Annotated in this window: 11 protein-coding genes and 2 tRNA genes; 11 read left to right on the forward strand and 2 right to left on the reverse strand. The window is 65.2% G+C overall.

What is annotated here, in order from left to right; translation table 11 throughout:
- Window positions 1-4: 4 nt before the first annotated feature.
- Both oadA and F623_RS0104835 read right to left on the reverse strand, forming a co-directional pair.
- Window positions 5-1831, reverse strand: coding sequence for a sodium-extruding oxaloacetate decarboxylase subunit alpha (gene oadA, locus F623_RS0104830; protein ID WP_018868356.1), 1827 nt, complete (start codon window positions 1829-1831; stop codon window positions 5-7).
- 33 nt (window positions 1832-1864) lie between these two features.
- Window positions 1865-3283, reverse strand: coding sequence for an acetyl-CoA carboxylase biotin carboxylase subunit (locus F623_RS0104835; RefSeq protein WP_018862191.1), 1419 nt, complete (start codon window positions 3281-3283; stop codon window positions 1865-1867).
- A gap of 131 nt (window positions 3284-3414) precedes the next feature.
- Here F623_RS0104835 and F623_RS0104840 point away from each other — a divergent pair, with 131 nt between their 5' ends.
- From F623_RS0104840 to F623_RS0104890, 11 genes are all read left to right on the forward strand, one after another.
- Entirely contained in the window at window positions 3415-3936 is a 522-nt protein-coding gene (locus F623_RS0104840; RefSeq protein ID WP_018862192.1) for a DUF177 domain-containing protein, read from the forward strand.
- 105 nt (window positions 3937-4041) lie between these two features.
- Window positions 4042-4239, forward strand: coding sequence for a 50S ribosomal protein L32 (rpmF, locus tag F623_RS0104845; RefSeq protein ID WP_012982981.1), 198 nt, complete (start codon window positions 4042-4044; stop codon window positions 4237-4239).
- Between the two features lie 99 nt (window positions 4240-4338).
- Complete coding sequence (gene plsX, locus F623_RS0104850) at window positions 4339-5367, forward strand: phosphate acyltransferase PlsX (RefSeq protein WP_018862193.1); 1029 nt, start codon at window positions 4339-4341, stop codon at window positions 5365-5367.
- Window positions 5364-6326: a beta-ketoacyl-ACP synthase III gene (locus F623_RS0104855; protein WP_018862194.1), complete on the forward strand. Its 963-nt coding sequence runs from the start codon at window positions 5364-5366 to the stop codon at window positions 6324-6326. The genes plsX and F623_RS0104855 overlap by 4 nt, the downstream gene beginning before the upstream one ends.
- A gap of 103 nt (window positions 6327-6429) precedes the next feature.
- Window positions 6430-6906, forward strand: a complete 477-nt coding sequence (locus F623_RS0104860) for a CYTH domain-containing protein (RefSeq protein WP_018862195.1) — start codon at window positions 6430-6432, stop codon at window positions 6904-6906.
- On the forward strand, window positions 6896-7534 hold the full coding sequence (locus F623_RS0104865; protein WP_018862196.1) for a uracil-DNA glycosylase: 639 nt from the start codon (window positions 6896-6898) through the stop codon (window positions 7532-7534). Before F623_RS0104860 ends, F623_RS0104865 begins: the two co-directional genes overlap by 11 nt.
- Window positions 7535-7696: 162 nt before the next feature.
- Window positions 7697-9526, forward strand: a complete 1830-nt coding sequence (gene uvrC, locus F623_RS0104870) for an excinuclease ABC subunit UvrC (protein ID WP_018868355.1) — start codon at window positions 7697-7699, stop codon at window positions 9524-9526.
- 7 nt (window positions 9527-9533) lie between these two features.
- Window positions 9534-10085: a CDP-diacylglycerol--glycerol-3-phosphate 3-phosphatidyltransferase gene (pgsA, locus tag F623_RS0104875; protein WP_018862198.1), complete on the forward strand. Its 552-nt coding sequence runs from the start codon at window positions 9534-9536 to the stop codon at window positions 10083-10085.
- 73 nt (window positions 10086-10158) lie between these two features.
- Window positions 10159-10234 (forward strand) — tRNA-Gly (locus F623_RS0104880).
- Between the two features lie 87 nt (window positions 10235-10321).
- Window positions 10322-10395 (forward strand) — tRNA-Cys (locus F623_RS0104885).
- Between the two features lie 169 nt (window positions 10396-10564).
- Window positions 10565-11926, forward strand: coding sequence for a GntP family permease (locus F623_RS0104890; protein ID WP_018862199.1), 1362 nt, complete (start codon window positions 10565-10567; stop codon window positions 11924-11926).
- The last annotated feature ends 12 nt before the right edge of the window (window positions 11927-11938 follow it).

Below are 11938 nucleotides of genomic sequence, written 5' to 3' on the forward strand. Positions count from 1 at the left end.
GGGGTTACCCATCGAGGGCGTCGATCTCGATCAGGGCATCGTCCGGGTTGGCGGCCGCACCCTTGGCCACGTTTACTGCGCGCACTGTGCCGGCAATAGGCGCGGCGATTTCCGATTCCATCTTCATCGCCTCGATTACGAGTACGGGCTGTCCGGCCTCCACAACGTCACCCTCGGCCACCAGTACGTCGATGATGGTGCCGGGCATGGAGGTGGTGACATCGCCCGGGCGGGTGGCGCGCCGGGATCTTGTGCCTGCGCGCGGCGATTCGGCGCCACCGCCGCCGGCCGTGTCGATGGTATCGAGCGTCTCGATCAGAACCTCTTCCGGCATGCCGTCGACTGTGATGTACATCGGGCGCGTGTCCTCGCGATGGTGTCCACTGCCATTGACCCGGATGTGGTACGACTCCCCATGGAAGCTGACGTTGAATTCCACCGGTGCCGGGCAGCCGGCCTGGGTGCTGTCTGGTGGGTTCAACGGTTCCGGTTCAAGCGTGTCGTCGCGGCGTTGTTCGAGGAACGTCCGGCCTACCTCGGGAAACAGCGCGAAGGTCAGCACGTCCTCGGGCCCTTGGGCCAGGTCGCCGATCTCCCGGGTCAGATGGTCCATCTCCGGCTTCAACAGGTCCGCCGGGCGCACGTCAATGACCTCGGCGTTGCCGATTGCCTTGCGCTGGATCACGCGATTGATGGATCCCGGCGCGCGGCCGTAGTGTCCGGTCAGGTACTGCTTCACCTCGTTGGTGATGGTTTTGTAGCGCTCCCCGGCGAGGACGTTCATCACCGCCTGGGTGCCAACAATCTGCGAGGTCGGCGTGACCAGGGGCGGATAGCCGAGATCCTCGCGCACGCGCGGGATCTCCTCCAGCACGGCATCAAAGCGATCCAGCGCGTTCTGGTCGCGCAGCTGGTTGGCGAGGTTGGAGATCATGCCACCCGGTACCTGGTTCACCTGTACTCGGGTATCGACGCCGGTGTACTCGCTCTCGAAGCGCCGGTACTTCTTGCGCACCTCGTGGAAATACAGCCCGATCTTCTGCAGGGCCACGAGATCCAGGCCCGTGTCGTGCTCGGTGCCGGACAACGCTGCGACCAGGCTCTCCGTGGGGGGGTGGCTGGTGCCCCCGGCGAAGGCGGAGATCGCCGTCTCGATGTGGCGGCAGCCGGCCTCGATCGCCTGCCAGTGACACAGCTCGGACAGACCCGAGGTGGCATGCGCATGCAGGTGGATGGGTACATCCAGCGCATCCACCAGCTCGGAAACCAGCTCGCGTGTGGCCGCTGGAGTCAGCAGCCCGGCCATGTCCTTGATCGCGATGCTCTGTGCCCCCATGTCCACCAGCTCGCGGGCGAGGACGACGAATTGCGCGGCGGAGTGTACCGGCCCGGTGGTGTAGCAGAGCGTGCCCTGGGCATGGCCACCGGCCTTGCGAGTGGCCTCGATCGCGGTGCGCAGGTTCCGTGCATCGTTCATCGCGTCGAAGATGCGGATGATGTCGATGCCGCCGGCCACGGACCGCTCGACGAAGGCGCGCACGACGTCATCAGCGTAGTGGCGATAGCCGAGCAGGTTCTGCCCACGCAGCAGCATTTGCAGCGGCGTGTTGGGCAGTGCGGCCTTGAGCTGGTGCAGGCGTTCCCATGGGTCTTCCTTGAGAAAACGCACGCAGGCGTCGAACGTGGCTCCACCCCAGGCCTCGAGGGAGTGAAAGCCGATCGCGTCCATCTGCTCGCAGATCGGCAGCATGTCCTCGGTGCGCATGCGCGTGGCGATCAGGCTCTGGTGGCCGTCGCGCAGAGTGACATCCGTTATGTGAACTCGGTCCATGGCTAGTCCGGTGGTCCGGGGGGCAATGTCTTGCTAAAGCCCGTGGTGGGCGGCGATTGCGGCCGCGATTGCGACGGCCATCTGGCGCTCGGAGCGCTTGGCCGGCAGATTGGTCAGTTCAGGGTGATCTGCGATGAAGCCGGTATTGAAATCCGCGCGCCGAAAATCCGGGTGGTTCACGATTGCAAGATGGTAGGGGATGGTGGTCTTCACCCCGAACACGCCCATGTCCCGCAGGGCACGATTGCTGCGTGCCAGCAGGTCGTCCCACTCCAGCGCCCAGCAGATCAGCTTGGCGCACATCGAGTCGTAGTGCGGCGGGATCTCGTAGCCGGTGTAGATCGCGCCGTCCGTGCGAACACCCGGGCCGCCGGGGGCAAAGTAGCGCGTAATGCGACCAAAGCTCGGCAGGAAGTCGTTGGTCGGATCTTCCGCGTTGATGCGAAACTCCATGGCGAAGCCGCGTCGGGTGATCTGTGATTGCTCATAGCGCAGCGGTTCGCCACTGGCAATGCGCAACTGCTCCTGCACGATGTCCACGCCCGTGATCATCTCAGTAGCTGGATGTTCGACTTGAAGACGTGTGTTCATCTCCATGAAATAAAAAGTGTCATCGCCGTCCATCAGGAACTCGACGGTCCCGGCGTTCTGGTACCCGACCGTCTGCGCGGCCGTGACGGCCAGCGAGCCCAGGCGTTCGCGCTGGGCCTCGCACAATTGCGGCGAAGGGGCGATCTCGATCAGTTTCTGATGGCGCCGCTGCACGGAGCAGTCACGCTCGTACAGGTGAACGGCATTGCCATGCATATCCGCGAGGATCTGTACCTCGATGTGACGCGGGTTGACCACGGCTTTTTCCAGGAAGATCTCGGTGCTGCCGAACGCGCGTGTGGCCTCCGAGCGTACGCGGTCGAAGTTGTGCCTCAGGGCGTCCGGATCTTCGCACAGGCGGATGCCGCGCCCGCCGCCGCCACTGGTCGCCTTGAGCATCACGGGGTAGCCGATTGCCTCGGCGGCCTCCAGAGCGGCCTCCAGCGTCTCCAGGTTGCCCTCTGACCCTGGTGTGATCGGCACCCCGGCCTCGATCATGGCCTGCCGCGCGGCCACCTTGTCGCCCATGCGGCGAATGACGCTGGCGTCCGGGCCGACCCAGATGAGCCCGCGCGCGGCGCAGGCGGCCGCGAAATCCGCATTCTCGGAGAGAAAACCGTATCCCGGGTGCACAGCGTCGCATCCGGCGGCCCGGGCGACGCTGAGCAGCCGGTGGATGCTCAGGTAGCCACCCATGCTGTCAGGACCGATGGCGTAGGCCTCGTCCGCTTTTTTTACGTGCAGGGCGTGGCGGTCGGCGTCGGTATGCACCGCGACCGAGGTAATCCCCATCTCCGCGCAGGCCCGGGTCAGGCGCACGGCGATCTCGCCCCGGTTGGCTATGAGCAGCTTGCGGATCAAACGGAAGGTCCCGGGAAGGTCAGTGACAGCCCGAGTATCGACATGCAGTCGAAGGGCTGCAAGTTTCTGTTTCGCTTTGACAGAATAGGTCTCGCACGCGTATATTCCGCGCCCTTGCACGAGAGTGTTCTATGAGTCGTATTCCCGTATCTCTCGACCCGTGGCAGCCACGGGCCCGGCACCAGGAATTCGAAGGCGATTTGTCTGCGGAGGATCTGCCGCGCCTGCGGGACGAGGCGCTGGCCGAGCACACGCTATGGATTCATGTCCGTTTCGGGTTGGAGCGCGGCGCGCTGGACGAGATGCGGCTGACCGGAGTGATCACCGGCGAGCTGTGGCAGACCTGCCAGCGTTGTCTGCAACCGTTGGCCTGGGAATTCCGGCTCGAGACCGATGCAGTGATCCTGCCGGCGGGCGGTTCCGTGGAAGGCCTGGGCGCGGACGAGGATATCCTCGAACTGGAGGACGATGGGCGGCTGCACCCGGCGGTCTGGGCCGAGGACGAGGTGCTGCTGGCCAGGCCGCTGGTGCCGCGCCACGCGGACTGCGAGCCTGCCGTGGAACCCGAATTTGTTCCCGGACAGCGCGAGGACAATCCGTTTGCGGTGCTCGAACAGCTAAAGGGCAGTTCGCGCAACGGCGACGACCGATAGATTGGTGGAGTGGGGCGCCGCCCGGCTCGAAACGCTATACTTGCGCCCGTTTTTGATTCGGGCTAACCCCGCCCAGGCGGGATTTGATTAATCTGGAGATTCATCATGGCTGTGCAACAACGCCGCAAAACCCGTTCCAAGCGCGACATGCGCCGTTCCCACGACGGGCTGAAGGGCGCGACCCTGTCCACCGATCCGACCACCGGAGAGGTCCATCGCCGGCATCATGTGACCCCGGACGGGTTCTACCGTGGTCGCCAGGTGATCCAGCAGGACGTCGAAGTCGAAGACGACGAAGACTAAGTTCGGCGTGATGACCTTGCTGGGGCCACGGCTGCGGCTGCACCGTGGCCTTTCCGCGTTTAACTGGACCCGTTCCTCGGGCCTGTCACAGGCGCGCGCATGAGCCGCGAATTCACTATTGCGCTGGATGTGATGGGGGGCGATCACGGGGCCTCCGTGGTGCTGCCGGCCGCGCGTCGGGCGCTGAAGGTGGCCGACGACTTCCGTCTGCTGCTGGTGGGAGACGAAGCGACCATCGAGTCGGGGCTTGCAGGCTGGACGGCGGCCGAGCGCGAACGCGTGGAGATCGTGCATGCCAGCCAGGTGGTCGGCATGGAGGAACCGCCGGCCGTCGCCCTGCGTACCAAACGCGACTCGTCGATGCGCGTCGCCATCGACCAGGTCAAGAAAGGTACCGCGCAGGCCTGCGTGTCGGCCGGTAACACCGGCGGGCTGATGGCCACCGCGCGCTATGTGCTGAAGACCCTGCCGGGGATCGATCGTCCGGCCATCGCGACCGCGCTGCCTTCCCTGTATGGCCATACCCACATGCTGGATCTCGGCGCCAATGTGGATGTCGAGGCGGAGCACCTGTACCAGTTCGCGGTGATGGGCTCGGTGCTGGCGAATGCAGTAGACGGGCTCGAGGCCCCCAAGGTGGGGTTGCTCAATATCGGGTCGGAGGCCATCAAGGGTAACGATCGGGTACGCGAGGCGGGTCGCATGCTGGAGGAATCCAGCCTGAACTATGTCGGGTTCGTGGAGGGCAACGACGTCTACTGCAGTGATGTCGACGTGGTCGTCTGCGACGGCTTTGTTGGCAACGTCGCGCTGAAGGTCAGCGAGGGCGTGGCCAAGATGATTTCCACCAACATGAAGGCCGAGTTCCGCGCCTCGCTGTATTCGCGACTGGCCGGTCTGTTCGCACTGCCCGTGCTGCGCCGGTTGCGCCACCGCTTTGACCACCGGCGCTACAACGGGGCCTCGCTGCTGGGGTTGCAGGGCGTGGTGATCAAGAGCCATGGCAGTGCCGATGCCCTAGCATTCGAATACGCGATTCGCATTGCCCGGATCGAGGCCGAGGCAAACATCTCCAGCCGCATCGACAAGCAGCTGGAGCAGCTACTGGGGCAGGAGCACGCGCAGTGAAGCATGCACGCATCAGCGGGACCGGGAGCTACCTGCCCGAGCGGATCCTGACCAACGCCGATCTCGAGGCCATGGTGGATACCTCGGACGCCTGGATCCAGGAGCGTACCGGGATTCGCGAGCGGCACATCGTGGCCGAGAACCAGGTGACCTCCGACCTGGCGCTGAAGGCCGCCGAGCGCGCGCTGGACGCCGCGGGCATCCGCCCCGCCGACCTGGACCTGATCATCGTCGCCACCACGACCCCGGACCAGATCTTCCCCAGCACCGCTTGCATCCTGCAGGCCAAGCTCGGGATCGGCGGCTGCCCGGCCTTCGACATACAGGCGGTGTGCTCCGGGTTTGTCTATGCCCTGGCCACGGCCGACCGCTTCATGCAGAGCGACGAAATCCGGCATGTGCTGGTCGTCGGGGCCGAGACGCTCTCGCGTATCACCGACTACACCGACCGCGGCAACTGTATCCTGTGGGGCGATGGTGCGGGCGCGGTGGTGCTTTCGCGTTCGCCGGATCCGGGCATCATCTCCACCCACCTGCACGCGGATGGCCACCACAAGGGCCTGCTGGAGGTCCCGGGCGGGGTCTCGCAGCCTGGCGACAACCCGGATCTCGAGTTTATCCGCATGGAAGGCCGCGCGGTCTTCCGTGTTGCGGTCAACACGCTCGACCAGATCGTTGACGAGACGCTCGAATACAACGGGATCGAGAAGTCCGAGCTGGACTGGCTGGTCCCGCATCAGGCCAACATCCGCATCATCCAGGCCACGGCCAAGAAGCTGAACATGTCCATGGATCACGTCGTGGTCACGGTCGACCAGCACGGCAACACTTCCGCCGCGTCGATCCCGCTGGCGCTGGATACCGCCGTGCGCGACGGGCGTATCAAGAAGGGCGACCTGATCCTGACCGAGGCCTTTGGCGGCGGCTTTACCTGGGGCTCCGCGCTGATCCGGATGTAGCACGCGCCGCTCGCGATTCCCCTCCTGTGGGAGCCTGCTTGCAGGCGAAGCCCCTGCCAAAGCCTGATACGAAGTGGTTCGCCGAAAGACGGGAGTCGACGACATGGGTCGCGAGATCGAACGCAAGTTTCTGCTGGCCAGTGATGCCTGGCGCGAGGCCGTGGTCCGCTCCCAGCGCATGCGCCAGGGCTACCTGTGCGGCAACGACCGCGCCTCGATCCGCGTGCGCGTGGACGAGGAGGGCGCGAACCTGAATATCAAGAGCGCGACCCTGGGTGTCGAACGCGACGAGTACCAGTACGCGATCCCGGTCGTCGAGGCCCACCGTCTGCTCGATACCCTCGCCGGCCCGCAGGTCGAGAAGACACGCTACTGGGTGGATGTCGACGGCTGGGAATACGAGATCGACGTGTTCGAGGGCGCCAATGCCGGCCTGATCGTGGCCGAGCTGGAATTGCCCGCGAGCGATGCCGACTTCCCGCGCCCCGAGTGGCTGGGTGCGGAGGTCTCGCACGACCCGCGCTACTACAACACCGAGCTGGCCCGGAACCCCTACCGCGACTGGCCCGATGCAAGCTGATTCCTTTCCCGTGTTCGATCCGGACTGCCGGCGCTGCCCGCGCCTGGCCGGTTTTCTGGAAGACGTGCGAGCGAAGCACCCGGACTACCATGCGGCGCCGGTCCCTTCGTTCGGCCCGCTGGATGCCCGCCTGCTGATCGTCGGACTCGCCCCGGGAATGCACGGGGCCAACGCCACGGGGCGCCCCTTCACCGGGGATTACGCCGGGGTGCTGCTCTACGAGACCCTGCACCACTACGGCTTTGCGACGGCCCCCGAGAGCGTGAACGCGGACGACGGGCTGCAACTGCTGGACTGCCGCATCACCAATGCCGTCAAGTGCCTGCCGCCGCAGAACAAGCCCACCACCGAGGAAATCCGCACCTGCAACGGTTTCCTGGCCTCCGAGATGGATACGATGCAGCCCCAAGTGATCCTCGCACTGGGCAAGATCGCCCATGACGCGGTCCTTCGGGCGCGTGGCTTGCCGTTATCGAGCCGGCGCTTTGCCCACGGCGCCGAGCATGACCTGGATGGCCTGCGTCTGGTCGATTCCTACCACTGCTCGCGCTACAACACCCAGACCCGCCGCCTCACCCCGGCCATGTTCGGCGAACTGTTCGCCCGCATCCGTACTCATCTCAAGTAGAAAAGCCTGTGGCGGCCCGGCTGCCCGTGAGGGCGTGGCGCCCAATGTTGCGGGGTGCCAAAGTGCCAAGGGCGTTGAACGCCCACTGCTGATGTTTCCCACGCCCAGTTGCCGTACAGGTTTGGCTGACTCCTTTGGCCGTTCCGGTATCCTGAAGCTGTCATGAGCGCGCCCGAAACCGGTTTCGATTCCAAGGCCTTCCTGAAGACGCTGACGCAGTCGCCCGGTGTCTATCAGATGCTGGATGCCAGCGGCGGCGTGCTGTATGTCGGCAAAGCGCGCAATCTCAGGAGTCGTGTGGCCAGCTACTTTCGCGGTTCGGACGATCGCGGGCCGCGGATCCGGTCGATGGTGCGCCAGATCGCGGACATCCGTGTTGCGGTCACGCATACCGAGGCCGAAGCCCTGCTGCTCGAGGCCAACCTGATCAAGCGCCACCGGCCGCGCTACAACGTGCTGCTGCGCGACGACAAGAGCTACCCCTACATCTTCGTGTCCAGCCAGGAGTACCCGCGCCTGGGTTTTCACCGGGGCGCGAAAAAGAAAGGGGTGCGCTATTTCGGCCCGTACCCTTCAGCCGGGGCCGTGCGCGAGAGCCTGGCGCTGCTGCAGAAGCTGTTTCAGGTGCGCCAGTGCGAGGACAGCGTGTTCGCGCACCGTTCCCGGCCTTGTCTGCAGTATCAGATCGGGCGTTGTACGGCGCCCTGCGTGGGCTATATCACGCCCGAGGAGTATGCCCGCGACGTCGAGTCCTCCGTGCAGTTCCTGCAGGGCAAGAGCGAGGTGGTGATCGCCGACCTGATGCAGCGCATGGAGGCGGCCTCCGAACGCCTCGATTTCGAGCATGCGGCGCGACTGCGGGACCAGATCGCGCGGCTGCGTCAGATCTCCGAGCAGCAGTTTGTCTCCGGCGGCGAGGGTGACGCCGACGTGATTGCCCTGGCGCAGGAGGCGGGCGCGGTGGCCGTGGAGATCTTCTTCGTGCGCGGGGGGCAGAACCTGGGCAACCGCGAGCTGTTCCCGAACGTGCCGGAGGCCACCGACACGTCCGAGATTATGGCGGCGGTGCTGGCGCAGTACTACGCCGAACGCGAACCGCCGGCGCGCGTGCTGCTGTCGCATGAGCCGGAAGGCGCGCCGGCGCTGGAGGCCTTCCTGATGGAGCGCCGCGACGGCCGCAAGGTCCAGCTCGCCTGGTCGTTGCGCGGGGATCGGGCGCGCTGGCTGGATATGGCACGGCGCAATGCCGAACTGGCCCTGAAGACCCGCATCGCCAGTCAGGCCGGACAGGCTGCGCGCCTGGACGCGCTCACCGCCGAACTGAATCTGGAGAATCCCCCGAAGCGCATGGAGTGCTTCGACATCTCGCACACCGGCGGCGAGCGCACGGTCGCTTCTTGCGTGGTGTTCGGGCCAGAGGGGCCGATCAAGTCCGACTACCGGCGGTTCAACATCGACGGGATCGAGCCCGGTGACGATTACGCCGCGATGCATCAGGCCCTGAGCCGGCGCTTCGCCCGCCTGAAGAAGGGGGAAGGGCAGGAGCCGGACATCCTGTTCATCGATGGCGGCAAGGGCCAGGTTACGCAGGCGCTCAATGTGCTGGCGGACCTCGGGCTGGATCACATCCGTGTGATCGGCGTCGCCAAGGGCGAGGAACGCCGGCCGGGTATGGAAACGCTGATATTGAGCGGGGTGGAGGCCCCCTCTATACTCCCCGCGCACTCGGGTGCGCTACACCTGATCCAGCAGATTCGCGACGAGGCGCACCGGTTCGCGATCACCGGGCACCGTGCGCGCCGGGCCAAGGCGCGCAAGGAATCGACACTGGAGTCGATTCCGGGGCTGGGGCCGAAGCGCCGTAGCGCGTTGCTGCGCCACTTCGGGGGGCTGCGCGGGGTGGCACGCGCCGGCGTCGACGAGCTGTCCAAGGTGCCGGGCATCCACCGGCGGCTCGCGCAGGCGATCTACGACCAGTTTCACGAGGACTAACCAGCAGATGATCCGTGAACTCCCCAACTGGCTGACCTGGTCGCGGATCGTGATGATCCCGCTGCTGATCGTTGTGTTCTATGCGTTGCCGATGCCCACGGCCGGCATCGTCGCGGCGATCATCTTCGCCCTCGCCGCGATCACGGACTGGGCGGACGGTTATCTGGCACGGCGCTGGGAGGTGACCAGCCGCTTCGGTGCGTTCCTCGATCCGGTGGCGGACAAGCTGATCGTCGCGGCCGCGCTGGTTCTGGTGGTCGATCACAACCCGGGTGTGGGTCTGGCGCTGGCGGCGGTCGTAATCATCGGGCGCGAGATCGCAATCTCGGCCCTGCGCGAGTGGATGGCCGAGGTCGGCGCCAGTGCGAAGGTGGCGGTGTCCTGGGTCGGCAAGGTCAAGACCACCGCCCAGATGGTGGCGATCTTCCTGCTCCTGTGGGCGGAGCCGGTCGCTGGGCTGCCGACTTTCGCGATCGGTGTATGGCTGCTGTATCTGGCGGCCATCCTCACGCTGGTGTCGATGGTGCAGTACATGCTGGCGGCCGCGCGCGGACGCTGATGTGGCGTGCCGGACCCGGGCAGACTATTGACGTCCGCCTCTGGTACGGTAGAATACGCGCCGTTAACGAAGAGCGGGAATAGCTCAGCTGGTAGAGCACAACCTTGCCAAGGTTGGGGTCGCGAGTTCGAATCTCGTTTCCCGCTCCAACAGATTCCTGAAACCCCGGTTCGGCCGGGGTTTTCTGTTTCGGCCTCCGCATGCTGCTTCTTGCGGGCCGGGACCCACCCGATACAGGCTGGGTGGCAGAGTGGTTATGCAGCGGACTGCAAATCCGTGTACGCCGGTTCGATTCCGACCCCAGCCTCCATCATTGCGCTTCGTGCCAGGGCCGCCTTCGGGCGGTCTTTTCTTTTTGGTTCCCCCACTGTGCTGAAACCGGTATGAAAATTCTCGTCCCAGGAAGGGTTACAGGGTCTATGCTCTTCTGGGGAAACGTTCGTTTCCTTCAATAACCAAAACAAGATGGGGGACGCGAGATGCTGATTATTGGCCTGATTATCGTCGTGGCGGCACTGGTGTTTGCTACCGTGAAGCTGCGGGTCCACCCGTTCCTCGCCCTGTTGTTGGCGGCCTTTGTGATGGCGTTGATCGGGGGTATTGCCCCGAAAGAGGCGATTAGCGTCATCAACGACGGCTTCGGTGGGACGCTCGGCTATATCGGGATCGTGATCGCGCTGGGCACGATCATCGGGGTGATCCTGGATCGCACCGGGGCGGCGATCGTGATGGCGGAGGCGATCATCCGCGCGCTGTCGGACCGTTTCCCCAACCTGACGGCTACGATCATCGGCTACATCGTGTCGATCCCGGTGTTCTGTGACTCCGGCTACGTAATCCTGAACTCCCTGAAGAATGCGCTGGCGAAGAAGGCCGGCGTGTCCCTGGTGGCGATGAGTGTCGCGCTGGCGACGGGTCTGTTCGCCACGCACAACTTCGTCCCGCCGACCCCGGGCCCGATCGCCGCGGCGAGCAACATCGGGATCGCCGATGCGCTGGGACTGGTGATCCTGTTCGGCCTCGTGGTGGCCGCGGTGGCGGCTGCGGTGGGCTGGCTCTGGGCGAGTCGCTATACCCATGCGAATGATGATGAACTGCTGGAGCCGGATCCGATCGAGGAGGCCACCGGCCAGGAGGTGAAGAAGCCGGAGCCCGATCTGACCCACCGTCCGACGACCCTGGCGGCATTCATGCCGATCCTGGCACCGATCGTGCTGATCTCGATCGGCTCGATCGCGTCGCTGGCCACACGCGATGTCGACCCCGGCATGCTCGCGGCGGCGCTGATCTTCCTGGGTCAGCCGGTGGTCGCGCTGGCGATTGGCGTGGTGTTCGCCCTGCTGTTGGTCAAGGGTGACGACAAGCGAGGCCGTTTCCACCAGATGACGGTCGATGCGGTCCTGCTCGCGGCGCCGATCCTGCTGATTACCGGGGCGGGCGGCGCGTTTGGTTCGGTCCTGCAGGAGACCCCGATTGGTGATCAGCTCGGCGACATGCTGACGGGTCTTGGACTGGGGCTTCTGGTGCCGTTCCTGCTGGCGGCTGCGCTCAAGTCTGCCCAGGGCTCGTCGACGGTGGCACTGGTCGCGGCCTCCAGCATGGTGGCGCCGCTGCTGCCCGCGCTGGGACTGGATTCGGACATGGGCATGGTGCTGGCGGTGATGGCGGTGGGCGCCGGGGCGATGACCGTCTCTCACGCCAACGACAGCTTCTTCTGGGTGGTCAGCCAGTTCAGCCGCATGAAGGTGTCGACCGCCTACAAGGCCTATACGACCGCCACGCTGTTGCAGGGTGTGAGCGCGATGATCGTGATCTACCTGCTGGGGCTCGTCTTTGTCTGAGCTGAGGCGGGT

The organism is Thioalkalivibrio sp. ALD1, from assembly GCF_000381245.1.
GTDB lineage: Bacteria > Pseudomonadota > Gammaproteobacteria > Ectothiorhodospirales > Ectothiorhodospiraceae > Thioalkalivibrio.

Coding starts and splice junctions, on each gene's coding strand:
- oadA (WP_018868356.1), bottom strand. CDS start 1,831: ATGGACCGAGTTCACATAACGGATGTCACTCTGCGCGACGGCCACCAG.
- F623_RS0104840 (WP_018862192.1), top strand. CDS start 3,415: ATGAGTCGTATTCCCGTATCTCTCGACCCGTGGCAGCCACGGGCCCGG.
- rpmF (WP_012982981.1), top strand. CDS start 4,042: ATGGCTGTGCAACAACGCCGCAAAACCCGTTCCAAGCGCGACATGCGC.
- plsX (WP_018862193.1), top strand. CDS start 4,339: ATGAGCCGCGAATTCACTATTGCGCTGGATGTGATGGGGGGCGATCAC.
- F623_RS0104860 (WP_018862195.1), top strand. CDS start 6,430: ATGGGTCGCGAGATCGAACGCAAGTTTCTGCTGGCCAGTGATGCCTGG.
- F623_RS0104865 (WP_018862196.1), top strand. CDS start 6,896: ATGCAAGCTGATTCCTTTCCCGTGTTCGATCCGGACTGCCGGCGCTGC.
- uvrC (WP_018868355.1), top strand. CDS start 7,697: ATGAGCGCGCCCGAAACCGGTTTCGATTCCAAGGCCTTCCTGAAGACG.
- pgsA (WP_018862198.1), top strand. CDS start 9,534: ATGATCCGTGAACTCCCCAACTGGCTGACCTGGTCGCGGATCGTGATG.
- F623_RS0104890 (WP_018862199.1), top strand. CDS start 10,565: ATGCTGATTATTGGCCTGATTATCGTCGTGGCGGCACTGGTGTTTGCT.